This window comes from Neorhizobium sp. NCHU2750 (assembly GCF_003597675.1).
Taxonomy (GTDB): domain Bacteria; phylum Pseudomonadota; class Alphaproteobacteria; order Rhizobiales; family Rhizobiaceae; genus Neorhizobium.
This window is the reverse complement of the sequence record NZ_CP030827.1, coordinates 683,389-706,031: the sequence shown is the minus strand read 5'-3', so window position 1 is coordinate 706,031 and position 22,643 is coordinate 683,389. Positions and strand designations below refer to the sequence as shown.

The 22,643-nt window shown below is 61.3% G+C and carries 22 protein-coding genes; 7 read left to right on the top strand and 15 right to left on the bottom strand.

Features of this window, described 5'->3' with window-relative positions; translation table 11 throughout:
- Nucleotides 1-47: 47 nt before the first annotated feature.
- The gene (locus NCHU2750_RS03460) at nt 48-584 is read left to right on the top strand and encodes a MarR family winged helix-turn-helix transcriptional regulator (RefSeq protein ID WP_119942883.1); all 537 of its coding nucleotides are present in this window, start codon (nt 48-50) and stop codon (nt 582-584) included.
- Nucleotides 585-588: 4 nt separating this feature from the next.
- On the opposite strand, the gene NCHU2750_RS03455 is transcribed toward NCHU2750_RS03460, so the two are convergent.
- Nucleotides 589-2,094 (bottom strand): diguanylate cyclase domain-containing protein, encoded by a 1,506-nt coding sequence (locus NCHU2750_RS03455; RefSeq protein WP_162939473.1) that lies wholly within the window; start codon nt 2,092-2,094, stop codon nt 589-591.
- Between the two features lie 215 nt (nt 2,095-2,309).
- Between NCHU2750_RS03455 and NCHU2750_RS03450 the strand changes: the two genes are divergently transcribed.
- Nucleotides 2,310-3,683 (top strand): TIGR03808 family TAT-translocated repetitive protein, encoded by a 1,374-nt coding sequence (locus NCHU2750_RS03450; RefSeq protein WP_119939187.1) that lies wholly within the window; start codon nt 2,310-2,312, stop codon nt 3,681-3,683.
- On the opposite strand, the gene NCHU2750_RS03445 is transcribed toward NCHU2750_RS03450, so the two are convergent.
- Together NCHU2750_RS03445 and NCHU2750_RS03440 are read right to left on the bottom strand one after the other, a co-directional pair.
- The gene (locus NCHU2750_RS03445) at nt 3,680-3,997 is read right to left on the bottom strand and encodes a type II toxin-antitoxin system RelE/ParE family toxin (protein ID WP_119939186.1); all 318 of its coding nucleotides are present in this window, start codon (nt 3,995-3,997) and stop codon (nt 3,680-3,682) included. The two genes, NCHU2750_RS03450 and NCHU2750_RS03445, sit on opposite strands and share 4 nt — an antisense overlap.
- Nucleotides 3,994-4,281 carry a ribbon-helix-helix domain-containing protein gene (locus NCHU2750_RS03440; protein ID WP_119939185.1) on the bottom strand — a complete coding sequence of 96 codons (288 nt, stop codon included), beginning with the start codon at nt 4,279-4,281 and terminating at the stop codon, nt 3,994-3,996. Before NCHU2750_RS03440 ends, NCHU2750_RS03445 begins: the two co-directional genes overlap by 4 nt.
- 130 nt (nt 4,282-4,411) lie before the next feature.
- On the opposite strand from NCHU2750_RS03440, the gene NCHU2750_RS03435 reads away from it, so the two are divergent.
- Nucleotides 4,412-5,059 (top strand): glutathione S-transferase family protein, encoded by a 648-nt coding sequence (locus NCHU2750_RS03435; protein WP_119939184.1) that lies wholly within the window; start codon nt 4,412-4,414, stop codon nt 5,057-5,059.
- A 19-nt stretch (nt 5,060-5,078) separates the two neighbouring features.
- Here the strand turns inward: NCHU2750_RS03435 and NCHU2750_RS03430 are convergent, their stop codons facing one another.
- The 7 genes from NCHU2750_RS03430 to NCHU2750_RS03400 all read right to left on the bottom strand — a co-directional run bounded on the left by NCHU2750_RS03430 (nt 5,079) and on the right by NCHU2750_RS03400 (nt 11,737).
- Nucleotides 5,079-5,705, bottom strand: coding sequence for a glutathione S-transferase family protein (locus NCHU2750_RS03430; RefSeq protein WP_119939183.1), 627 nt, complete (start codon nt 5,703-5,705; stop codon nt 5,079-5,081).
- Between the two features lie 33 nt (nt 5,706-5,738).
- Nucleotides 5,739-6,746: an asparaginase gene (locus NCHU2750_RS03425; protein ID WP_119939182.1), complete on the bottom strand. Its 1,008-nt coding sequence runs from the start codon at nt 6,744-6,746 to the stop codon at nt 5,739-5,741.
- Between the two features lie 348 nt (nt 6,747-7,094).
- Nucleotides 7,095-7,241: a DUF1127 domain-containing protein gene (locus tag NCHU2750_RS03420; RefSeq protein ID WP_119939181.1), complete on the bottom strand. Its 147-nt coding sequence runs from the start codon at nt 7,239-7,241 to the stop codon at nt 7,095-7,097.
- A gap of 608 nt (nt 7,242-7,849) precedes the next feature.
- Nucleotides 7,850-8,860: an NAD(P)H-quinone oxidoreductase gene (locus NCHU2750_RS03415; RefSeq protein WP_502703838.1), complete on the bottom strand. Its 1,011-nt coding sequence runs from the start codon at nt 8,858-8,860 to the stop codon at nt 7,850-7,852.
- Nucleotides 8,861-8,996: 136 nt separating this feature from the next.
- Complete coding sequence (locus NCHU2750_RS03410; protein ID WP_502703816.1) at nt 8,997-10,826, bottom strand: bifunctional diguanylate cyclase/phosphodiesterase; 1,830 nt, start codon at nt 10,824-10,826, stop codon at nt 8,997-8,999.
- Nucleotides 10,827-11,124: 298 nt separating this feature from the next.
- Complete coding sequence (locus tag NCHU2750_RS03405; protein WP_119939178.1) at nt 11,125-11,433, bottom strand: HigA family addiction module antitoxin; 309 nt, start codon at nt 11,431-11,433, stop codon at nt 11,125-11,127.
- A gap of 7 nt (nt 11,434-11,440) precedes the next feature.
- A complete protein-coding gene (locus tag NCHU2750_RS03400; protein ID WP_119939177.1) occupies nt 11,441-11,737 on the bottom strand; it encodes a type II toxin-antitoxin system RelE/ParE family toxin in 297 nt (98 codons plus the stop codon).
- 160 nt (nt 11,738-11,897) lie between these two features.
- Between NCHU2750_RS03400 and betC the strand changes: the two genes are divergently transcribed.
- From betC to betA, 3 genes are all read left to right on the top strand, one after another.
- Nucleotides 11,898-13,415, top strand: a complete 1,518-nt coding sequence (betC, locus tag NCHU2750_RS03395; RefSeq protein ID WP_119939176.1) for a choline-sulfatase — start codon at nt 11,898-11,900, stop codon at nt 13,413-13,415.
- A 15-nt stretch (nt 13,416-13,430) separates the two neighbouring features.
- Nucleotides 13,431-14,894, top strand: coding sequence for a betaine-aldehyde dehydrogenase (gene betB, locus NCHU2750_RS03390; RefSeq protein ID WP_119939175.1), 1,464 nt, complete (start codon nt 13,431-13,433; stop codon nt 14,892-14,894).
- A 269-nt stretch (nt 14,895-15,163) separates the two neighbouring features.
- Nucleotides 15,164-16,813, top strand: a complete 1,650-nt coding sequence (betA, locus tag NCHU2750_RS03385) for a choline dehydrogenase (protein WP_119939174.1) — start codon at nt 15,164-15,166, stop codon at nt 16,811-16,813.
- Here betA and NCHU2750_RS03380 read toward each other — a convergent pair whose 3' ends face one another.
- The 4 genes from NCHU2750_RS03380 to NCHU2750_RS03365 form a co-directional block, all read right to left on the bottom strand.
- Complete coding sequence (locus tag NCHU2750_RS03380) at nt 16,814-17,113, bottom strand: type II toxin-antitoxin system RelE/ParE family toxin (protein WP_119939173.1); 300 nt, start codon at nt 17,111-17,113, stop codon at nt 16,814-16,816. It abuts the gene before it with no gap.
- Nucleotides 17,110-17,397, bottom strand: a complete 288-nt coding sequence (locus NCHU2750_RS03375; RefSeq protein ID WP_119939172.1) for a YlcI/YnfO family protein — start codon at nt 17,395-17,397, stop codon at nt 17,110-17,112. The genes NCHU2750_RS03380 and NCHU2750_RS03375 overlap by 4 nt, the downstream gene beginning before the upstream one ends.
- Nucleotides 17,398-17,491: 94 nt before the next feature.
- Entirely contained in the window at nt 17,492-18,859 is a 1,368-nt protein-coding gene (locus NCHU2750_RS03370; protein WP_119939171.1) for a virulence factor family protein, read from the bottom strand.
- Nucleotides 18,856-20,019: a GNAT family N-acetyltransferase gene (locus tag NCHU2750_RS03365; RefSeq protein WP_119939170.1), complete on the bottom strand. Its 1,164-nt coding sequence runs from the start codon at nt 20,017-20,019 to the stop codon at nt 18,856-18,858. Before NCHU2750_RS03365 ends, NCHU2750_RS03370 begins: the two co-directional genes overlap by 4 nt.
- A gap of 240 nt (nt 20,020-20,259) precedes the next feature.
- Between NCHU2750_RS03365 and NCHU2750_RS03360 the strand changes: the two genes are divergently transcribed.
- Nucleotides 20,260-21,594, top strand: a complete 1,335-nt coding sequence (locus NCHU2750_RS03360; protein ID WP_119939169.1) for a chloride channel protein — start codon at nt 20,260-20,262, stop codon at nt 21,592-21,594.
- On the opposite strand, the gene NCHU2750_RS03355 is transcribed toward NCHU2750_RS03360, so the two are convergent.
- Nucleotides 21,595-22,632: a sulfate/molybdate ABC transporter ATP-binding protein gene (locus NCHU2750_RS03355; protein ID WP_119939168.1), complete on the bottom strand. Its 1,038-nt coding sequence runs from the start codon at nt 22,630-22,632 to the stop codon at nt 21,595-21,597.
- Nucleotides 22,633-22,643 lie beyond the last annotated feature (11 nt).

Below are 22,643 nucleotides of genomic sequence, written 5' to 3'. Positions count from 1 at the left end.
GCATATAATTCTTGCCCGTGCCGATAGCTCTGCTATTGTCGTTCGTCATGACACAGACGATTTCCGAGACCCGTTCCGCCAAAGCTGCCGCTGATATAGACCATATCAGCGAGGTCATGGGACGAATGCGCCTGATGATCGGCCGGCGGGTCATCAGCCGCACGCTGGTCGACAGTCTCGCACCGAGCCTGGAGATTTCGCATCTCGATGCCTTGAGGGCGATGAGCCGGATCGACGGCGAGGTGACGGTGGGAGCGATCGCCGACGTGATGCGGCTCGACCCTTCGCGCGGCAGCCGGATCGTGGCCGAACTGGTGGCACAAGGGATATTGCGACGCGCCGCCTCGCAAGCCGATGGGCGCCGCTCGATCGTCGTGCGCACCGAACTCGGCGACGAGCTGATGGGTAAGTTCGAGGAGACCAAGAGGCGCCTTCTGGCCGAAATGCTGGACGGCTGGGGCGAGGACGACCTTGCCGCCTTCGCCGTGCTGTTCGACAAGTTCGTCAGCAAGTTCGAGGAGACCTATCCCAGCGAAAAGTCGCAAGGGGCTGCCGCTATGCGCAGCCTCGCCACGGCATCGTAGACCTTCAGGCGCAGACGGTCAGCCGATCGCGCCCCAGTTCCTTCGATTCGTACATGGCGTGATCGGCGCTGGCGAGCAGATCCTCGGCAAGCTCGCCGTCCTCCGGATAGAAGGCGACGCCCATGCTGCAGGTCGCCTCGACGCTCGTTCCCTCTGCCCAGACGGGCTCGGCAATCACGCCACGCAGCTTGTCCAGCCGGCGCAGCACGCCGCTCCTGTCACCATCGGGATTAGAGAAGACGATGGCGAATTCGTCACCGCCCAGCCGGACGATGAGATCGCTGGCGCGGATGCAGCGCGCCATGCGGTCGGCCAGCACCTTGAGAACGTGATCGCCGGCTGCGTGACCGAGCGTATCGTTGATCGACTTGAAATTATCGAGGTCGATATAGGCCACGGTGACCTTGCGGTTTTCCCGTCTGGCCTCGTGCAGGCTGCGATTGAACTGGCTCCAGAACAGCGTCCGGTTGGGCAGGCCCGTCAGCGGATCATGATGCGCCAGATGGCGGATGCGGCGCTCGCTCTCGGCGCGCTCGATGGCGATGCCGGCAAGGTCGGTCGCCATGTTCATCAGTTCCAGTTCCGGCGCCGTCGGCGCACGGACCGACGACGAATAGAGCGCGAATGTGCCAAGCACATGCGCTTCGGCACCGATGATCGGCGTGGACCAGCAGGAGCGGAAGCCGAACAGCGTGCCGAGTTCGCGAAAATCCTCCCAGAGCGGGTTGCTCTGGACATCCTCGACAAGAACAGCCTCGCGGCGCCATGCCGCCGTGCCACAGGAGCCTCGCGAGGCTCCGATCTCGATACCATCAATCAATGCGACATAGGCGGGGGGCAGACTTGGGGCAATGCCGCCCGTCAGGTGCGTTCCGCCCTCTTCCAGCAGCATGACTGCACCCCTGATGTCGCTCAGTTGCGCCTCGACAAGAAGCACAAGCGCATCGAGGACCGCCGTCAGGGGCTGGCCGCGGGCGATCATTTCCAACAAGCGGGCATGGCCATGGCGCAACTGTTCCTGCCGCTTGCGCTCGGTAATGTCGCGCGCGACGGTGACGATGCCGACAATATCCCCGGCGCCATTCCGCAACGCGGTCTTGGAGATGGAAAGCCAGAGCATCCGGCCATCGTTGAAGGCCAGCCGCTCCTCCCTCTTCTCGATGGGAGAGCCGGTTTCGACCACCTGCCGCTCCAGATCCGAGACCTGCTCGGCGCTGGCACGCGGTAGAAAATCGAAATCGGTCCTGCCGGAAAGAACCGAACAGTCATCGATGCCGACGACGCGACAAGCGGACTGATTGGTAAAAAGGTAACGGCCCTGCCGATCCTTGATCGAAATGAAATCGCCCAACTGGTCGAGAAGCCTCAGACCGGTCAGTTCCTTCAGCGCCTCGGTCAGTTCGGGCGCGATGGCGTTTTCCAGCGAGACGCGTCGCAATCGATCCGTCAAATCTTCAAGCGTCTGCAGCGGCGTCCCCAGCGCCGTGCCAATCATTGCAGGACCTATCATTGTCCGCCTCCGAGCCCCCGAAACGTCCAGGAATTTCATTCCCCTTCGCCGCGCACCTTAGGACACAATCCCTTCATCTTGCTTAAAGTGGAGGCGAATACAGTCGATGTGCAGATGATGGCAAAGTTTTTACCCGGACGCGCAAAGAATTATGATGCAACCCGATCAAAGATACTGCCATAGAAAATCTTTTATTGAAGGCGGGAGAAAACTGGATGATTTCGAGACGGGCGCTGCTGGCCAGCCTTTGCGGAACGGCGGTAGCCGTGGCAGTTCCACGTTCCGGCAATGCCCAATCGCCCGCGATTTCCGGCACCGGTCTGCGCGGGGCGATCGATGCCGGAACCCACGGCGTGAAGCCCGGCGGCGGCAGCGCCATGCAGCGCAAGCTGGAACGGCTGATCGCCGATGCCGCGCGGCAGAACCTGCCCGTCTTCCTGCCGCCCGGCGACTACCCGGTCTCGGGCCTGATGCTGCCGGACGGCGCAAGGCTGAGCGGTATTGCCGGCGCGTCGCGGCTCGTCCAGGCGGGATCCGAACCGCTGCTTGAGGCCCGCGACGTGCAGCGCACCGTGCTGGCCGGGCTAGTGTTCGACGGTGTCAATCGACCGATTGCCGGAGACACGGCGGGACTTATCCAGTTTCGCAACGTCGCGAACCTTGCGATCGAGGACTGCGAAGTGACGAATTCGGGCGCAAGCGGATTGCGGCTTGAAGGATGCGGCGGGCGGATCGAGCGATGCCATATCCTGCGTGCCAAAGACTATGCGCTCTATGCAGTTCAGAGCAGCAGCCTGTCGGTTGCGAATAACATCGTCTCGGCTTGCGGCGATGGCGGCATCCTCATCCATCGCTGGGAGAAGGGCCATGACGGGACGATCGTGTCCGGCAACCGCATATCCAGCACAGGCGCCTCCTCCGGCGGCACCGGCCAATATGGCAATGCGATCAATCTCTATCGCGCCGACGACGTGACCGTATCGGGCAACCAAGTTTCGGAGAGCGCCTTTTCCGCCATCCGTGCCAACAGTGCCTCCAATGCCATCATTACCGACAACCACTGCATCGCCTCGGGCGAGACGGCGATCTATGCGGAATTTTCCTTCGAAGGCGCGGTGATTTCCGGCAATCTCGTCGACGGCGCGGCAAACGGGATATCGGTCGTCAATTTCAACGCGGGAGGACGGCTGGCGACGGTTGCCGGCAATATCGTCCGCAATCTGCGCCTTTCCGGCCCCTATACGGTGGACGATCCGATCTTCGGTGTCGGCATCAGTGCGGAAGCGGATACGGCAGTGAGCGGCAATGTGATCGAGAATGCGCCCTATGCCGGGCTGGCGCTCGGCTTTGGACCCTATCTGCGCAATGTGACGGCGACCGGCAATATCATCCGCCAGGCGGGCGTCGGCTGCGCGGTGACGGTGGTGGAGGGTTCGGGCGATGTGATCATCGCCAACAACATCTTTCAGTCGGCAACGCGCGGCGGCATTATCGGCTATCGCTGGCGCGATGCGGCGACCGGGGACCTTGCGAAGGCAGGGGCGCAGGCGTTCGGCCATCTGACGATCGAGAACAACCGGGTGAGTTAGGATTCGGATCCTGAAGAATAGTCATCGGGATCGATATCGCGGCCGCGGTGGTAGATGCGAAGGATACGAACAACATCGCCTCTGACCTGAAAGGCAATCGTGGCCCGTCGCCGATATCCGACAAGGCGCAGGCCGTACCATATGTCGTCTCGCAAGACACCGCGCTGCGGGAAGGTCGAAAAGCCCAGGCAATAGGCTTTGATTTTCCCGACATATTCTCGGGCGGGCTCAATTCCCATTTCGATCGCGAGGTAAATATAAAGATCTTCCAGGTCATCACTTGCAGCAGGCGAGAAGACGACCTTGTAACTCATGACTTTCGCCGCTCCGCGACAAGTACGGCCATTCTGGCATCAAGCCTTCTATCGACCTCTTCCGGCGTAAGCAGCCGCTCCGGGTGTTCCTCCATCTCTTTCATCGTCGGCACGACCTCCTCCACCAGCCATTTCTCGATCGCCGCATCGCGGGCGAGCAGGGTGCGCAGGCCTTCGCGGATGACTTCGCTTTCGGAGGCATATTCACCGGAGGCGACCTTGGCCTTGACCATCTCGGCCATTTCGATCGGAAGGGTGATGCTGAGCGACTGCGTGGTGCGCATGGGTGTTCTCCTTTAGATCGTCCGACACGATTAAATCCTATCGAAAACTTTGATGGTCGTCCAATGGCGGTTGATCTTCCGTTCGTCACGGAACCTGTTTAGCTTCGCGACGAAATCAATGGAGACTGCCATGCTGAAGATCTACGGGGTTTATCGTTCGCGCGCGACACGGCCGCTCTGGCTCGTCGAGGAAATCGGCCTGCCCTTCGAGCATATTCCGATCATCCAAGCCTATCGCCTGCCCGATACTTCGGCTCCCGGCTGCCCGGTGCATACGCGCTCGGACGAGTTCCTGGCGGTCAACCCGATGGGCTCGATCCCGTCCATCGACGACGACGGGTTCGTGCTGCATGAATCGCTCGCCATCTCGATCTATCTCGCCCGCAAATATGGCGGCGATCTCGGCCCGAAGAATATCGAGGAAGCGGCGCAGATGGTGCAGTGGGCGCTGTTTGCGGCAACCAGCATCGAGACGCCGGCATTGAAGATCCAGTCGACCAAGGGCGATACGCCGGAAGGGATCGCTGCGATCGACGATGCGGCTGCGGCCCTCGTGCGTCCGTTCGACGTCCTGGAAAAGCATCTGGTGACGACGCATTACATGGTCGGTGACCGCTTTACCGCCGCCGATATCAACGTCATCGAGATCCTGCGCTATGCGCGCGGCTATCATCCGCTCTTCGATGCCCGCCCGTCGCTGAAGGCCTGGTACGAGGCCTGCACCCACCGCCCGGCCTACCAGTCGATGTGGGCCAAGCGCAACGCCGAACCGGCTTGATAGTTATGCAGGGCGGCCCTCAGGCCGCCTCCTTCTCCTCGGCCAGTGCCCGCTGCACCGCGGGGCGTTCCAGCATCATCCTGTAATGGGCATGGACGCGCGGGAATTCGGCGATATCGACATGATCGCTTTCGAGCCAGCCGGCCATCACGAACAGATAGGCGTCGGCCACCGAATAGGTTTCGCCCAGCACATAGGGTCCTTCGAGGAAACCGTTTTCGATCAGCACGAAGGCATCACGCATGGTCTGCGGCACCTTGCGGATCATGTCGGCATGCGAAGTCTCGTCATCGGCCCAGCGGGCGCCGCGCCGGCCATGGGCATGGTTGATGTGGACGGTCGAGGCCAGATAGGCGTTGAAGGCCTGCATCTTCGCAAACAGGAAGGGATCGGCAAGCGGCGCCAGATGCTTTTCCGGCACGAGGCTGGCGATATAGGCAAGCAGTGCCACCGTTTCCGTCAGCACGCCCTTGTCGGTAACAAGAGCCGGCACGCGACCTTTCGGGTTGATCTTCAGGTAGCTTTCCGAGCGCTGGCCGCCATCGGCGAAGCTGATGCGCGAGACGGCGTAAGGCAGTCCGGATTCGGCCAGCGCGATATGGCTGGCGCGCGAGCAGGTGCCGGGAGTGATGTAGAGTGTCAGCATCGAAAAAGCCCTTGCTATGAAAAAGAATGACGATCAGGCGAACATCGCGTCGGTGACGCGTACATCGCCGACATGGATCCCGTTCCAGTTCTTCATCTGGCGGTTAGCCATGGCCATCAGCTTCGTCTCGATCTCGCCGCCCTTTTCGAAATAGCGGGCAATCAGGGCGAAGATCATCGCCTCGGCGGCACGGGTGGTACCATCCTCGCATTTGACCGCCATGGCGAGCCCCTGGTCGGGAAGGGCTGCGACGAACACGCCTTCGGCGCCAGTCTTGGCAAAGATCTTGCCGGGCGCGAGCTCCATCAGTTTCGTGCAGGCGCGGCCGGTGCCGGCGACATAGAAGGGCTCGGCCATGCAGGCATCGATCAGCCGGCGCGAGGCTTTCGCACGCGAGGCAGACAGGCCTTCGCCAGTCAGCATTTTCGCAAAACCATGGGCGAGGCCTCGCAGCGGCACGGCATAGGTCGGGATCGAACAGCCATCGGTGCCGCAATTGTCCTCGCCCAGTATCGCGCCGGTGAGGCTGCCCATCACATCGCAGATCTCGCGCTGCAGCGGATGGTCATAGCCGACATAGTTTTCGACCGGCGTGCCGGAATGGACGCAAGCGCAGATGAAGCCGGAATGTTTGCCGGAACAGTTGTTGTGAAGCGCGGTCGGCCTGTCGATGGTGCGGGCCTGATGGATGAGCACCGACTGTTCCGACGACCAGTGGGCACCGCATTCGAGCGCCGAGACATCGCGACCGGCCTTCGCCAGCATGGATTTCGCCATCTCGACATGGCGATCCTCGCCGGAATGGGAGGCGCAGGAAAAGGCGAGCTCGGCATTCCCGAAGCCATAGGCGTCGGCAGCACCGCTTTCGACGAGCGGCAGCGCCTGCATCGCCTTGCAGGAGGAGCGCGGGAACACGCCGGCATCGGCATCGCCGAAGGAAAAGACGGTCTTGCCGGCACCATCAACCACGACGCCCAATCCCCGATGCCGGCTTTCGACGAGTTTGCCACGGGTCACTTCGACGGTAACGGGATTTTGCATGGTCAGTCCTGGCTCTGGAAGTCTTCACTTACCGAAAAACGGGTGGCGGTCTCATAACCGGTTCGCGGAAGACTTGCACGGGAAATGCTTATGAAATCGGTAAGGCAGCCGTTTATCGTGGCTTTTTCGTCGCCCGGCCCTGCCCGGCTCCTTGCCCGACCTGGTCGGGGCCTCGCTTTAAAGCACAGCGCCATCTTTCAGATTCGCTCGGCGTTGCAGGCGATCAATTGCTATTCCTGACCGGGAAAGCCGCGGCGGTCCGATATCCGATTTCGCAGTGCAGAACGCATAAGCAAAACGCCCGCGGCATGGCGGGCGTTTTCATCGGAGAGTATGCCTATTTTTCAATCAGAGGCCATTGGCCGTCTTGGCGAAACTGCGGATCTCATACGGGTTGATCCCGAGGTCGGCGAGCTCGCGTGTCGTCATACGCTCCAGTTCGGCAACCGTCCGACGGTAGTTGCGCCAATTCTTGAGAGTGCGGGTTACGTTCATGATGGTCCCCCTTTCCTGGGCTTTCGAAGCGGCGGCCGGCTGGTGGCGCCCTCTTGCTTCGATGACTAGGTTATAGGCCTGGGGACCGATTGCCGGTAGCATTGGATCGGCAGCACACCCATGCCGAATGAGCAGGGTATTTTCTGATCTCGATCAAAGCGAACGCATCATAAATGAGCATCAATAAAGGGATTACGCCGAAAAAACATGCATGAATGCTGCAGGCCACAATGGTCGATGCCAGCGGCTTTCGGGCCTCGCCCGCAAAAGGAAAAAGGGCCGCCAAGGCGACCCTTCCATGAAATCTGGTCCGGTTGAACGAACCCGGCCCGTCTCACGACAGTCCGAAGGAAGATGAGGTTCAGGCCGAGGGCTGCCCCGTCAAAACCGCCACCTTTCCATTGCCCGTTACACAGACCGAAATCTCATTAGACATTGGATCACCTTCCTTTCACTACGTTGACGATGAGTAAAAGGTAGGAGCCAAACGCATGACTTGCAAGGCAAGTTATGTAACGCACTGCCGATATATGTGCGTTGCAAAATTACCGGCCTCGCCTTAACATTCGCCAGCCTGAAGACGGTGAGATTCTTCAGAGACGCGATTTTCAGCCCAGTTTCATCACGATTTTGCCGACATGGCTGCTGGTTTCCATCAGTTTATGGGCCTCGACGACATCTTCGAAATCCATGACGGAATGGATGACCGGGGCGACCTTACCCTCTTCCAACAGCGGCCAGGCCTCGGCCAGCAGATCGTCGCGGATGGCGCGTTTTTCGTCTGCGGTGCGCGGGCGCATGGTCGAGCCGGTCACCGTCAGGCGCTTGACCATGATCGGCGTAAGATTGGCCTTCTCGGCGACATTGCCACCGAGGAAGGCGATGATCGACAGGCAGCCATCCTTGGCGAGCACCGACAGGTTCTTGTCGAAATAGGCGGCACCGATCATATCGAGCACGATATCGACGCCCTGCCCTTCCGTCTCGGCCTTGATGACCTCGGCGAAATCCTCCGTTTTGTAATTTATGGCGCGCCTGGCACCGAGCTTTTCGCAGGCGTCGCATTTTTCCTTGGAGCCCGCAGTCGCATAGACGGTGGCACCGAAGGCGCGGGCAAGCTGGATCGCCGTCGTGCCGATACCGCTCGATCCGCCATGGATGAGGACGCTCTCGCCTTCGGTGAGCGCTGCCATCTGGAACAGGTTGGCCCAGACGGTGAAGAAGGTTTCCGGCAATGCGGCAGCCTTCACCGCATCATAGCCCTTGGGCCAGAAAAGCGCCTGACCGGCCGGCAGGACGCAATATTCCGCATAGCCGCCGCCATTGGCCAGCCCGCAGACCTTGTCGCCGATATTGAAGCCTGTCACGCCATCACCAAGCGCCACGACCTCGCCGGCAATTTCCAGCCCGAGGATCGGACTTGCCTCTTTCGGCGGCGGATAGATGCCCTGACGCTGGGCGACATCCGGGCGATTGACGCCCGCGGCCTCGACCCTGACCAGAATTTCACCGAGTCTCGCGACCGGCAGAGGCCCGCGCGAAAGGGTCATCACTTCGGGGGCGCCGAAGGTGGGCAGGTCAACGAAACGCATCTCTGTCGGAAGAGGCCTTGGGGACATAGGCATGGAGAACTCCTGTCAGCATGAGGTGACTGACTTAGGACAGGTTCCCGATGTTAGAAAGGCATCACCTTGAACAATCCGATCACATTGTCCGGCCGATCGCGTAGCGCGGGCGGGTGGACTGTCCGGGCGGTCACTTTGTCTCACCGAAGACGGAGAAGACCAGTCCGCCATCATCCGGCCTCGCCTGCCCCTTGCTGCTGTCCTTGGCCGCCGCCTTGACCGCGGCGATCTCGACACTGATGCGGCCGATATCGTCGAGAAGAAGGCCCTTGGGCAATTCCAGTACGCCGATCGAACAGCGCAGCAGCGGAAAGTCACGCTCGAACCCGGAACGGTCATGACCGCGGATGCGGCCGCAGGCGCGCTCTTCTTCCGAATAGAGCTCGATCACGTCTCCGTGGAAATCGGAGAGCAGCCGTTCGAGGATTTCGTTCAGTTCTTCGCGCGTCCAGTCGCGCACACCGATAAAGAAGTCGTCACCGCCGATATGGCCGAGGAAGTCATCTTCGGAGAAGAAATAGCGGTTCATCAGCGCGGCAAACAGCGAGATCGCATGGTCGCCCTTCTGGAAGCCGTAATGATCGTTGAACGGCTTGAAATTGTCGAAATCGCAATAGCAGAAGAAGCGCGTCTCGTCGTCGTCGCGACCTGCCTCTTGCATGAAGTCGCGCACGGCGCGGTTGCCCGGCAGGCTGGTCAGCGGGTTCTGGTCCTGGGCGATCTTCAGCTGCTTCTCGTTGACCACCTTGATCAGCGAGGCGGCCGAGACAACGCCGGCATAGCGCATGTTTTCGGTGAGGATGACGCAGGCACTGTTTTCCATGTTGGCGAACAGGCTCATCAGTTCTTCCGCCTCGGCATCCAGGCCGATAATCGGAGCGCGTTCGACGAAATGGGCGATGGTGCGCTCATAGACCTTGTTCTTCAACAGGTCGCGGCCGAAGGGCTGATAGATGAATTCCTTCAGATGATATTCGTTGATAACGCCGCGCGGTTCGCCATTGGCGTTCAGAACCGGAAAGAAGGCCTGACGCGGGTTATGGCGGAAAAGCTCGAAGACGGAATCGATGCTCTCGTTCTCGTAGACCGACGGCAGTTTCTCGATCTGCTTGCGGATGAGGATTTCATCGAGCGACTGGCTGGAGCGCTTGGAACGGCCGATATCGGCAAGATGCGGGAAAGCCGGCTGCAGCTCCGTCAGGAATGTCGTCGGGCGGGCGATGAAATAACCTTGGACGAGGTCAACGCCATATTCGCGGCAGGCGAGGAATTCGGCTTCCGTCTCGATGCCTTCGGCGATCACCCTGATGCCGAGCGTGTGGGCGATATTGACGATATTCTTGACCAGATGGCGTTTGCGCGGGTTGCCGTCGATATCGCAGATGAAGTGGCGGTCGATCTTGAGATAGTCGACGGGGAAATCACAGAGCAGCTTCATCTCGCCATGACCGACGCCGAAATCGTCGATCGCCAGCTTGAAACCGGCCTTGCGCATCTCGGCCACCAGATCAGCGAATTCCGGCACGCTGGTATTGTCGAAACGCTCGGAGAATTCGAAGCAGACGGACGAAGGCGCAATGCGGGCGGCACGCAGGTGATGCAGCACCTTTTCGAGAAACTCGTGCCCCTCACGGATCAGCCGCACATCGAGATTGAGGAAAAGCGTCGTCGAAGAATAATCCGGCAGCGTGGCAAATTTCGCCAGCGCTCGCCCGGACATGGTCTGTTCGAGTGCCAAGAGCTGGCCCGCCTTCTGCGCCTCGTCCAGCAGTTCCGGCGGCGAGGAAAAGCCGATCCGCTCATGGCCGCGCAGCAGAGACTCGTAGCCGAACACCGTGCCCGTCGCCATTTCGACAATCGGCTGGAAGGCGTTTTCCAGAACCAGTTTTCCGAGGGACACGAGCTGATCGCCTGCATAACGCCGGACAACATCCGGCTCCAGAAGGGCGGCAGACGACATACGCATTACTCCACTGCACTCAATCCCGAGCCGTTTTCCGCCGGGGCCTAAAATTTGACTGGGCGCAGCTTCAACCGCCACCCGTCAACAATCCGTTTCCCGTCTATGAAAGTTGCATGAAGGTTTTATGACGCGCACTATGTATTTGCTTAAAAATCAATGTATTAACTGGCAATTTCCAGAGTTTTTGGGGTCATGGCGCGGGCCTGACCATGGTCCGAACGAGGTCGTCAGGTGACCATCGGAAAACTATCGGGCGCGGTCGGGTTCATAGCGGGCGCTCCTTTTCAGCGTCGCCTCAGGCCGCGTCGTTCAGGGGGCGGGCCCGTTCGATACGCTGCAGTTCCTTCGGGTCGTTCATGGCCAACCAGAGATCGCTGCGGCGCTGGATGTTGAGCCAGAAATCCGGGCTGTTGCCGAAGACGCGGGCCAGAATGAGCGCCGTCGGCACGGTTACCGTGCGGCGATCATTGCAAAGCTCGTTGACATGCTTGCGCGGCACGCCCATCGCCTCGGCCAAGGTCGCCTGGGTGAGCCCCATCGGCTGCATGAATTCTTCCACCAGAATTTCACCGATGCCGGCCGGCTTTCGCTTTGTCATCAACATGCTGCACCTATCGATAGCTATGGTCGTCGAGATAAAGTTCGCTTGCCTCGCCCACCGAACCATCCCAACGGAAGATCAAGCGCCACTGCCGGTTCACCCGGATGGAACAAAAGCCTTCAAGCGAGCCCCGCAACTTTTCAAAGTGATTGCTGGGCGGCACCCGAAGGTCCCGATCCGTCCTCGCATCATCGATCATCTGCAACTTACGAAACAGGCGATCCTCGATGTCCGCGGATATCTTCTTGCTCCGGATGTCGGAGACGAAGAAATCCTCAAGCCAGGTATCCCGGAAGCCTGCGATCATCGTCGCCCTCCATGGCCCAATGTACCACCAGGTGTTACAACCGGCAAGCATCTACGCTTTTGAGACAGCCCGGTTCGCAATCGCCGCTTGATTGAAAGCGCGATCAAAAATAACTCGTTGACTGTGCCGATTTCCCGCATCCAGAGAGCCCGCCGCGATCATGCCCCGTCCGAATATCCTCATCATCATGGTCGATCAGTTGAACGGGACCTTGTTTCCCGATGGCCCGGCGGACTGGCTGCATGCGCAGAACCTCAAGGCGCTTGCCGCCCGTTCGGCGCGGTTTGCCAACAATTACACGTCCTCGCCGCTCTGTGCGCCGGCGCGCGCCTCGTTCATGGCCGGGCAATTGCCGAGCCGAACGCGGGTCTATGACAATGCCGCCGAATATGTCTCTTCGATCCCGACCTATGCGCATCACCTGCGCCGCGCCGGCTATTACACCGCGCTGTCGGGCAAGATGCATTTCGTCGGGCCGGACCAGTTGCATGGGTTCGAGGAACGGTTGACCACCGATATCTATCCAGCCGATTTTGGCTGGACGCCGGATTATCGCAAGCCGGGCGAGCGGATCGACTGGTGGTATCACAATATGGGTTCGGTGACCGGCGCCGGTGTGGCCGAAATTTCCAACCAGATGGAATATGACGACGAAGTCGCCTTCCTTGCCAACCAGAAGCTCTATCATCTCTCGCGCGAGAACGACGACGAGGATCGCCGCCCATGGGCGCTGACGGTATCGTTTACCCATCCGCACGACCCCTATGTGGCACGCAAGAAGTTCTGGGATTTTTATGACGACTGCGAGCACCTGATGCCGGAGATCGGCATGCTTGAAAGCCAGGATCCGCATTCTGCGCGTATCCTCAAATCCTGCGATTATGCGAGCTTCGATATTACGGAAGAGAATGTGCGCCGCTCGCGGCAGGCCTATTTCGCCAATATCTCCTATATCGACGAAAAGGTCGGCGAGCTGATCGATACGCTGACCCGCACGCGGATGCTCGACAACACGTTCATCCTGTTCTGTTCCGACCATGGCGACATGCTGGGCGAGCGCGGGCTGTGGTTCAAGATGAACTTCTTCGAGGGCTCGGCGCGGGTGCCGCTGATGGTGGCGGGACCGGGCGTCACCCCTGCCCTGCACACGGCACCGGTTTCCAATCTCGACGTCACCCCGACGCTCTGCGATCTCGCCGGGATCTCCATGGGCGAGATCGGCCCCTGGACGGATGGCGAGAGCTTGAAGCCGGTGATCGACGGGGCACCGCGCACCACGCCGGTGCTGATGGAATATGCCGCCGAAGCCTCCTATGCGCCGCTGGTCGGCATTCGCGAGGGCAAGTGGAAATATGTCCATTGCGAGCTCGATCCGGAGCAGCTTTTCGATCTCGACGCCGATCCACAAGAATTGACCAACCTTGCAGGCGACCCCGCCCATGCGGAGGTTCTGGCAGGGTTCCGCGCCAAGCGGGATGCCAAGTGGGACATGGCCGCTTTCGACGCAGCCGTGCGCGAAAGCCAGGCGCGGCGCTGGGTGGTCTATGAGGCGTTGAGGAACGGCGCCTATTACCCCTGGGACCACCAGCCCTTGCAACGAGCATCAGAGCGCTACATGCGCAACCACATGAACCTCGACAATCTGGAAGAGTCCAAGCGCTACCCGCGTGGGGAGTGAGGACGGAGAGTGATAATGAAAGCACAGCCGAAAGCCAGCCACTTCATCGATGGCGAGTATGTGGAAGACACCGATGGCAGCGTCATCGAGAGCCTTTACCCAGCCACCGGCGAGGTGATTGCAAGGCTGCATGCGGCAACGCCCGCGATCGTCGAGAAGGCGATCGCGGCGGCAAAGCGCGCCCAGCCGGAATGGGCGGCGATGAGCCCGACCGCGCGCGGCCGTATCCTGAAGCGGGCCGCCGAGATTATGCGCCAACGCAACCGCGAGCTTTCGGAACTCGAAACGCTCGATACCGGCAAGCCGATCCAGGAAACGATCGTCGCCGACCCGACCTCAGGCGCCGACAGTTTCGAATTCTTCGGCAGCGTGATCGCGGCAGGCATGAATGGCAGCTATATCCCGCTCGGCGGTGATTTTGCCTATACTAAGCGGGTGCCGCTCGGTGTCTGCGTCGGCATCGGCGCGTGGAACTATCCGCAACAGATCGCCTGCTGGAAGGGTGCGCCGGCACTCGCGGCCGGCAATGCGATGGTGTTCAAGCCATCGGAAAACACGCCGCTTGGCGCTTTGAAGATCGCCGAAATCCTGATCGAGGCGGGCCTGCCGAAGGGGCTCTACAATGTCATCCAGGGTGACCGGACGACCGGGCCGCTGCTCGTCAACCATCCGGATGTCGCCAAGGTTTCGCTCACCGGCTCGGTGCCGACCGGCCGCAAGGTGGCGGCAGCAGCGGCCGGTAGCCTCAAGCATGTGACGATGGAACTTGGCGGCAAGTCGCCGCTGATCGTGTTCGACGATGCGGATATCGACAGTGCCATCGGCGGGGCGATGCTCGGCAATTTCTACTCGACCGGACAGGTCTGCTCCAACGGTACCCGCGTGTTTGTACAGCGGAAAGTCAAGGATCAGTTCCTGTCGCAGCTGAAGGAACGGACGGAAAAGATCGTCATCGGCGAGCCGATGAACGAAGAGACCCAGATGGGGCCGTTGATCTCCTTCGACCAGCGCCAGAAGGTGATGAGCTATATCGACAAGGGCAAGGCGGAAGGTGCGACGCTTCTGACCGGCGGTGGCATTCCGAACGATGTAACGGGCGAAGGCTACTACATCCAGCCGACCGTGTTTTCCGACGTGACCGACGAGATGACCATCGCGCGCGAAGAGATCTTCGGGCCGGTCATGTGCGTGCTCGATTTCGACGATGAAGAGGAAGTCATCGCGCGGGCCAATGCCACCGAATTCGGCCTGTCGGCCGGCGTGTTCACCGCAGACCTCACGCGCGGGCACCGGGTGGTGGATCAACTGGAAGCCGGGACTTTGTGGATCAACACCTACAATCTCTGCCCGGTTGAAATCCCCTTCGGCGGCTCGAAACAATCCGGCTTCGGACGGGAAAACTCGCTGGCGGCACTGGAGCATTATTCGGAGCTGAAGACGGTCTATGTGGGCATGGGCAAGGTCGAGGCACCGTATTGAGACAAGTGAGTGGGATAGCCCCCTCACCAACTTCGGCCAAGGGTTCGCTGCGCTCACCCGGCCTTCGTATCCTCTCCCGCAAGGGGAGAGGAAGGGTGCCCCAAGCGCCGGCTCGACTTCGGGCATGAGAGTGCCGCGAGTTTTTCCTCTCCCCTTGCGGGAGAGGATAGCAAGTCCGCGAGAGGCGAAGCCGATCGCTGGACGCGCTTGGTGAGGGGTCAGCGACGACGCGTTTATGCCGAATGCCATAATAAAGGGAACAGCAGATAATGCAGGCAGATTTCGTCATCATCGGTTCCGGCTCGGCAGGGTCTGCCATGGCTTACCGCCTGTCGGAAGATGGCAGGCATTCGGTGATCGTCATCGAGGCGGGCGGGTCGGATTACGGGCCGTTCATCCAGATGCCGGCGGCTCTCGCCTGGCCGATGAGCATGAAGCGCTACAACTGGGGTTATCTGTCCGAGCCCGAGCCGAAGCTCAACAATCGCCGCATCACCGCGCCGCGCGGCAAGGTGCTGGGCGGTTCGTCGTCGATCAACGGGCTCGTCTATGTGCGCGGCCATGCGGAGGATTATAATCGCTGGGAAGAACTCGGTGCCCGCGGCTGGGCCTATGCCGACGTGCTGCCCTATTTCAAGCGGATGGAACATAGCCACGGCGGCGAAGAGGGCTGGCGCGGCACGGACGGGCCGCTGCATGTGCAGCGCGGGCCGGTCAACAACCCGCTGTTCCACGCCTTCATCCAGGCGGGCGCGCAGGCGGGTTTCGAGACGACCGAGGATTACAACGGTTCGAAGCAGGAAGGGTTCGGGCTGATGGAGCAGACGATCCATCAGGGTCGCCGCTGGTCTGCCGCCAATGCCTATCTGCGGCCGGCGATGAAGCGGAAGAATGTCGAGATCGTCCATGGCCATGCGCAGAAGATCGTCATCGAAAACGGCCGTGCGACCGGCGTCGAGGTGCTGCGGCGCGGCGTGCCGGAGGTGATCACGGCCAATCGCGAGGTGATCGTTGCCGCCTCGTCGTTCAACTCGCCGAAACTGTTGATGCTGTCGGGCATCGGCCCGGCGGAGCATCTGACATCGCTCGGCATAGAGGTGAAGGTCAACCGGCCGGGCGTCGGCGCCAATCTGCAGGACCATATGGAATTCTATTTCCAGCAGGTCTCGACCAAACCGGTGTCGCTCTATTCCTGGCTGCCATGGTTCTGGCAGGGGGTCGCGGGCGCACAATGGCTGATGACCAAGGGGGGCTTGGGCGCCTCCAACCAGTTCGAGGCCTGTGCCTTCCTGCGTTCCGAACCGGGGCTGAAGCAGCCGGATATCCAGTATCACTTCCTGCCCGTCGCAATCTCCTATGACGGCAAGGCGGCGGCGAAAAGCCATGGTTTCCAGGTGCATGTCGGCTACAACCTGTCGAAATCGCGCGGCGCCGTGACGCTGCGCTCGGCAGATCCGAAGGACGATCCGGTGATCCGCTTCAACTACATGAGCCACGAGGAAGACTGGATCAAATTCCGTCATTGCGTGCGGCTGACCCGCGAGATCTTCAGCCAAAAAGCATTCGACGATTATCGCGGACCGGAAATCCAGCCGGGCGAAAAGGTTGAGAGCGACGACGAGATCGACGCCTTCCTGCGCGAGCATCTGGAGAGCGCCTATCACCCCTGCGGCACCTGTAGGATGGGGAGCGCTGATGATCCGATGGCCGTGGTCGATCCCGAATGCCGGGTCATTGGTGTGGAGGGCCTGCGCGTGGCGGATTCATCGATCTTCCCGCATGTCACCTATGGCAATCTCAACGGGCCATCGATCATGACAGGGGAAAAGGCGGCGGACCATATTCTCGGCAAGACGCCCCTGCCCCGAAGCAACCAGGAGCCCTGGGTCAATCCGCGGGCGATGGTGAGCGACCGGTAGTCAGTGGTAGTCATCTTCGCGCTGGTGGCGGATGGCCGCGACAGTAACCGTATCGCTTCCATCGATGCGAAAGAGAATGACATAGCCGGAAGCGCCGAAGGGAGCGATGAGCTCACGCAGCAGCGGATCTCCGTCTGCGGCCTTGCGGCACGAAAACGGAAATGTTTCCAGCATCCTCATTGCGCCGGTGATGGCCTCCAGCGCCCGCGCGGCAGCGTGCTCGTCCCAATCCAGCAAGTAGGCATAAAGGCGTCGCAGATCCTGGCGGGCATCTTTGGTGAGCTGAACCCTGTAGGTCATGAATCATGCTTCTTGGCCCGCTTGGCCTCCAGCATTTCCTTCAATTCGCCGAGGACTTCGTCCGACGTATAGTAGACTCCGGTTTTCTCTGCCTCGGCCAACGAAGCCAAACCTCTGGCAATGAACTCCGCCTGGGTTTTCCGGTACTGAACCTGCTTCTTCAAAGCGTTCTCGACAAAGGCAGAGAGTGTTTCTCCCCTTTCAAGCACGCTTTCCGCCGCTGCACGCAGTTCCGGTTCGACCCGGAGCGAGGGAATGGTTGCTGTTTTCGTCGACTTTGCCATGGCATCAATTCCCGCGTTGCAATTGCGATGCATGATGCGCGTGAGCGCGGTTGTTGGCAAGGGCAACCGCCTGCCGGGCCGGTTCGAGCGCCGTTCACATCATCGGCGGAAGCCCGTCCAGCCTGTCGATGATCAGCCCGGTCAGCGCCTCGTAGTCACCGTCGAAATGATGGCCGCCGGGGCATGAGCGGACCTCGGCGCCGGTGATGGCCTCGACCGCGGGACAGGCACTGTCTTCCTCCTCGACGCCATGGATGCACTGGATCTTGGCCGGCTCGATCCCCGCAAGATCGTCCACCGGATCACCGTGCCTGCCGGCACCGGCATAACCCAGCCAGCCGGTGACGGCGATCTCGAAATCGGCCTGGTGTGACAGGGCGAGAAGCGAGACGAGGCGGACGGAACTGCGGTCGCCTTCGGGAAGCCGTTTATAGGTCGCCGGCAGGATGTTGGCGCCGAAGGAATAGCCGATGAGCACGACGTTCTCGACCTTCCAGAGCGCCTTGTAGGTATCGATGATGCGAGAGAGATCGGCGGCGGTCTCGTCCGGGGTCTTCTCGTTCCAGAAGTAGCGCAACGCATCGACCCCGACGACCGGGATACCTTCGGCCTGCAGATGGGTGCCGAGCTTCTGGTCGATGTCGCGCCAGCCACCATCGCCAGAATAGATGACCGCCATCGTGTTGCGGGTCGGCTTCGTCTCGATCGGGATGATCGGCAGGTCGAGCGGAGAGCGGCTTGTCGCCTCCTGGCTCAGCACATTGCGGGTGGCGGCCAGAAACGCCTCGTCGGGCCGTTGCGTATCGGAAGTCACCTCGATGGCGGGGTGCGAGCGCTTCAGCTCGTCGACATGGCTGCGCCCGGCAGCGTCTCCGGTCGCGGTGAAGACGACATCCACCGCATTCGGCAATGCGCCTTCCGTGAGGCCGTAGGTCATGCCATCGGCGGTGGCGGTCTTCGGCGCCGGGGTGCAGAGGATCTTCGACAGCGGGATCGATGCCTCGGGATCGACGGCGAGCGTGCCGCCGATGGTCGATAACGGTGTCTGGGCGGCAATTGCCAACGCCAGCGATCCACCACCGCCGATGCCGGCAATGAGCGGCGGCCGGTAGCTGGTCATGGCGCGGTCGCGGTGAATGCGGCGGCTCAACTCCTCGATATCGGAGACGAGATAGAGGCAGTCGCGCTTCTCTGCGCCAAGCGCCGCGTAATATTGCGGCAGGTCGACGCCGACGACGACCGCTCCGTCATCCGTCAGGGCCGCCGACATGCGCTCTTCCGGCGCGTCCCAGCCGTTATCATCGGACAGCAGCACGACGATGCCCTTCTGCTTGGCGCCGGGATCGCTGATGCGGGTGGTCGGCAGGCTGACGATCGCATGGTCGGCCGGGCGCCCGCGACAGAACTCGGTGGCAGCAACAATGACGGTGATGATGGCAAGCGCGACCGGAAGGGCCTTCATCGACGGAAGATTCCCCGCAGGCCGCCGCCGATCAGCATGGTGACATCGAAGAGCGACGCAAGCGGCAGGCCGCGGCCCGCCACGACGAGATAACGCGGCTGCCAGACCGGATCGAATTTGGACTTGAAGGCCTGCACGCCGCGAAAATTATAGAAGCGCTCGCCGAATTCGAAGATCTCGCGGCCAAGCCGGTTCCAGAGCGGGGCACAATGGTGATCGGCAAGGCCGGCAAGCGGCGCCATGCCGAGATTGAGCGTGAGGAAACCCTTCGCCTTCATGTGTTCCATGATGCGCACGAACAGGAGGTCCATCATGCCGCGATGGGTATCGGGCACATGGCGCATCAGATCAATGAAGGCATCGCCATGGCCGCCCGCTTCGAGGATATTGGCAAAGGCGACGATGCGGCCATCGAGGCGGATCACGGCGACCGGACCGGCCTTGACATAGGCCGGATCGAAGGTGCCGAGCGAAAAGCCCTTTTCGGATGCGTTATGGGAGGCGAGCCAGGCGCGCGAGACCGAAAGAAGCTCGTCGATTACCTCCGGCACCTCATCGGCCGCCAGCATGGAAAACTGCAGCCCGTCACGCTCGGCGCGATTGATCGAGCGGCGCAACTTCAGCCAGGCACCACCCTTCAGGTCAAACCGCGTCAGGTCGACAACCGCCTGTTCGCCGAGCTTGTAGGGGCGCAGGCCGGCATCGAAGGCATGCGGCAGAAAATCTTTCGACACCTGATAGAAGACCGGCCGACGACCCTCACCCTGCGCCGCGGCGAGGAATTTTTCCAGGAGATGCGGCCAGACCTCGCGGGGGCCGACCGGATCGAACAGCGCCACCATGGAATAGCCGTGCTGGGCATACATGATGAAAGCCTGCTCGCAATCGGAAAACAGGATGCGCTTGTCGCCGAGACGCACGAGACCGGCACTGGCATTGGCCTGGGTCGCAAGGATGGCGAGTGCTTTTTCCATCTCTTCCGGCGACGGCCCCCTGCGGACGTCCTTGCGTATTGCCGTTCGCGACCGGGGAGCGACAAGCCGTGCCAGAAAGGCAGGTCGGGTCCCATTTTTCCCCAGGCTGGCAAACGAATAGGCCATAGCACGCGGCACACGCCGATGCTCTTCCTGATGGCCGATTTCATCGACTTGAGCCGACATGGAGTGCCTGTAAAGACGTTGGATCCGTTCCTGCTTACCGCAGTTTCATTTAGCGTTTCTTACGCCTCAAAGATGTAGCGGCTGCGACACATGGGCCGGACTTCGACGGGCCTGCATAGACAAGTGCGCAACAGCGACCGGATAAAGGCCGGCAGGCCGGGTTTTCCCTGCCGAAAGGGTTGCAAAGCCGGGCAATGAGGCGAATAAGCAAAGTCTCATTTCCAAGCCCGGCACCCCAGCATGTCCTATCGCAGATCCAAGATGTTCCGTCGCTCCCGCGTGATGCGAGGCTCGTGGACGGTGTGGAAGCGAAGGATCGTGTTCTGGATCGGCGCGCTGATGATCGGCGTCGTCAGCGTCGGCTTTGCGGCGGCGGCGGACAAGGCGCATGCGCTGTTTCAGGCGATGACGGCGAGCGGCCCCTATGCGTTCCTGATCCCGCTGGTCCTGACGCCGGCCGGCTTTGCGCTTTGTGCCTTCCTTGCCATCCGGGTATTTCCCAATGCGCAGGGCAGCGGCATTCCGCAGGCGATCGCCGCCCGCCATCTGCGCGAAGAGACGAGCCGCTCGGCGCTATTGTCACTGAAGGTAGCGGCCGGAAAGATCGTGCTGACTGTCGTCGGGCTGTTCTGCGGTGCCTCGATCGGACGCGAGGGACCGACGGTTCAGGTCGGGGCGTCGATTATGCTGGCTGCCGCCCGGATCGGCGGCATGGCACAGGCGCGCGGGCTGATCCTTGCCGGTTCGGCGGCCGGCATCGCGGCGGCCTTCAACACGCCGCTTGCCGGCATCGTCTTTGCCATAGAAGAGATGAGCCGCACCTATGAGGCACGGGCGAACGGGCTGGTACTGACGGCGGTCATCCTGTCCGGCCTTGCGGCACTCGGGCTTGTCGGCAGCTATACCTATTTCGGCGAAACCTCGGTGATGGTGGCAACCCGCCTCGACTGGGCGCTGGTGGCGATCTGCGGCATCGGCGGCGGTGCGCTGGGAGCCGCATTCAGCGCCGGTGCGATCAGCGCCGCCCGGCGGATCCGCCGCTGGGCACAGCCCGATCCGCTGAAGCGGATGATCGGACTTGCAACGCTTTGCGGCCTCGCCGTCGCGGCTATCGGCATCATCTCGGGCGGCCGCACCTTCGGCACCGGCTACGAGGAAGCCCGGCAAATGCTGGAGGGCGCGACGATCTCGCCGATGTTCTTTGCCGAAAAGTTCGCCAGCACGCTCCTGTCGATGGTGTCCGGTATTCCCGGCGGCATATTCGCCCCGTCGCTTTCGGTCGGCGTCGGCATGGGGGCGACGATCGGTTCGCTTCTCGGCGCCAGCATCACGCTCTCGGCGCTGCTCGGCATGGCCGGATATTTCGCCGGCGTGGTACAGGCGCCGATGACCGCCTTCGTCATCATCATCGAGATGACCGGCAACCACGAGGCCGTCATTCCCGTCATGGCGACAGCGATGCTCGGCTATATCACCTCGCGGCTGCTCTCGCCCGAACCGCTCTATCACGCGCTGTCGCGGCCGTTCATAGCCGCCGGGATCCGTGCCCGGCGGGCGGAAGAACGGGCGGCCTGACTACTTCTGGAATATCTTCCAGCGGGTCGGGCGAAAGCGGGCTTCGGCGCCCAGTTCGATCGGCGCATGCAGCGGCACCTCGACCTCGACGTGATAGGGATCGTGGCCATTGTTGGCGATGTCGATCTCGGCAATCCTCGTGCCGGCCAGACGGCGACAGGCGGTGACCTTGCCGAACAGCGCATGCGGCTCGTCGGTCAGTTCCACATCTTCCGGACGGAAGAACAGATCGCCGGCTTGATCGGCGCCTTGCGAGATGCCGATAGGCTCCCCCTGGAACAGGACCGTGCCATCCTTGACCTCGACCGGCAGATGCGAGGATTCGCCGATGAAGGAGAAGACGAAGGGGGAGCCCGGACGATCATAGACGTCATCGGCCGAACCCACCTGTTCGATCTTGCCCTGGCTCATAACGACGACGCGGTCGGCGAGTTCGAGTGCCTCTTCCTGGTCGTGGGTGACGAAGACGGTCGTGTGGCCGGTACGATCATGGAACTCGCGCAGCCAGCGGCGCAGTTCCTTCCTCACCTTTGCATCGAGTGCGCCGAAGGGTTCGTCGAGCAGCAGGATACGCGGTTCGATCGCCATGGCGCGGGCAAGCGCCACACGCTGGCGCTGGCCGCCCGACAGCTGGTTGGGATAACGGTTTTCGAGTCCCGAGAGCTGCACCATGTCGAGCAGGTCGGAGACGCGCTTTTTGATCTCGGCCTTCGGGGGGCGGCTCGATGCAGGGCGGACCTTAAGGCCGAAGCCGATATTCTGCGCCACCGTCATGTGGCGGAACAGGGCATAATGCTGGAAGACGAAGCCGACATGACGCTCCTGCACCGAATGGCGCGAGGCGTCTTCGTCGCCGAAGAAGATCTTGCCCGCCGTCGGATAATCGAGACCGGCGATCAACCGCAGCAGCGTCGTCTTGCCGGAACCGGATGGGCCGAGCAGCGCGATCAGCTCGCCCGAGCCGATGTCGAGCGAAACATCGTTGAGCGCGGCGAACCGGTCGAATTCCTTGCGGATATTGTTGATGCGAACTTCCATGCGCGTTCAAG

What these genes read in the sequence shown, in the direction of transcription:
- NCHU2750_RS03460 (WP_119942883.1), top strand. Translation starts at nt 48, where the DNA reads ATGACACAGACGATTTCCGAGACCCGTTCCGCCAAAGCTGCCGCTGAT.
- NCHU2750_RS03455 (WP_162939473.1), bottom strand. Translation starts at nt 2,094, where the DNA reads ATGATAGGTCCTGCAATGATTGGCACGGCGCTGGGGACGCCGCTGCAG.
- NCHU2750_RS03450 (WP_119939187.1), top strand. Translation starts at nt 2,310, where the DNA reads ATGATTTCGAGACGGGCGCTGCTGGCCAGCCTTTGCGGAACGGCGGTA.
- NCHU2750_RS03445 (WP_119939186.1), bottom strand. Translation starts at nt 3,997, where the DNA reads ATGAGTTACAAGGTCGTCTTCTCGCCTGCTGCAAGTGATGACCTGGAA.
- NCHU2750_RS03440 (WP_119939185.1), bottom strand. Translation starts at nt 4,281, where the DNA reads ATGCGCACCACGCAGTCGCTCAGCATCACCCTTCCGATCGAAATGGCC.
- NCHU2750_RS03435 (WP_119939184.1), top strand. Translation starts at nt 4,412, where the DNA reads ATGCTGAAGATCTACGGGGTTTATCGTTCGCGCGCGACACGGCCGCTC.
- NCHU2750_RS03430 (WP_119939183.1), bottom strand. Translation starts at nt 5,705, where the DNA reads ATGCTGACACTCTACATCACTCCCGGCACCTGCTCGCGCGCCAGCCAT.
- NCHU2750_RS03425 (WP_119939182.1), bottom strand. Translation starts at nt 6,746, where the DNA reads ATGCAAAATCCCGTTACCGTCGAAGTGACCCGTGGCAAACTCGTCGAA.
- NCHU2750_RS03420 (WP_119939181.1), bottom strand. Translation starts at nt 7,241, where the DNA reads ATGAACGTAACCCGCACTCTCAAGAATTGGCGCAACTACCGTCGGACG.
- NCHU2750_RS03415 (WP_502703838.1), bottom strand. Translation starts at nt 8,860, where the DNA reads ATGTCCCCAAGGCCTCTTCCGACAGAGATGCGTTTCGTTGACCTGCCC.
- NCHU2750_RS03410 (WP_502703816.1), bottom strand. Translation starts at nt 10,826, where the DNA reads ATGTCGTCTGCCGCCCTTCTGGAGCCGGATGTTGTCCGGCGTTATGCA.
- NCHU2750_RS03405 (WP_119939178.1), bottom strand. Translation starts at nt 11,433, where the DNA reads ATGTTGATGACAAAGCGAAAGCCGGCCGGCATCGGTGAAATTCTGGTG.
- NCHU2750_RS03400 (WP_119939177.1), bottom strand. Translation starts at nt 11,737, where the DNA reads ATGATCGCAGGCTTCCGGGATACCTGGCTTGAGGATTTCTTCGTCTCC.
- betC (WP_119939176.1), top strand. Translation starts at nt 11,898, where the DNA reads ATGCCCCGTCCGAATATCCTCATCATCATGGTCGATCAGTTGAACGGG.
- betB (WP_119939175.1), top strand. Translation starts at nt 13,431, where the DNA reads ATGAAAGCACAGCCGAAAGCCAGCCACTTCATCGATGGCGAGTATGTG.
- betA (WP_119939174.1), top strand. Translation starts at nt 15,164, where the DNA reads ATGCAGGCAGATTTCGTCATCATCGGTTCCGGCTCGGCAGGGTCTGCC.
- NCHU2750_RS03380 (WP_119939173.1), bottom strand. Translation starts at nt 17,113, where the DNA reads ATGACCTACAGGGTTCAGCTCACCAAAGATGCCCGCCAGGATCTGCGA.
- NCHU2750_RS03375 (WP_119939172.1), bottom strand. Translation starts at nt 17,397, where the DNA reads ATGGCAAAGTCGACGAAAACAGCAACCATTCCCTCGCTCCGGGTCGAA.
- NCHU2750_RS03370 (WP_119939171.1), bottom strand. Translation starts at nt 18,859, where the DNA reads ATGAAGGCCCTTCCGGTCGCGCTTGCCATCATCACCGTCATTGTTGCT.
- NCHU2750_RS03365 (WP_119939170.1), bottom strand. Translation starts at nt 20,019, where the DNA reads ATGTCGGCTCAAGTCGATGAAATCGGCCATCAGGAAGAGCATCGGCGT.
- NCHU2750_RS03360 (WP_119939169.1), top strand. Translation starts at nt 20,260, where the DNA reads ATGTCCTATCGCAGATCCAAGATGTTCCGTCGCTCCCGCGTGATGCGA.
- NCHU2750_RS03355 (WP_119939168.1), bottom strand. Translation starts at nt 22,632, where the DNA reads ATGGAAGTTCGCATCAACAATATCCGCAAGGAATTCGACCGGTTCGCC.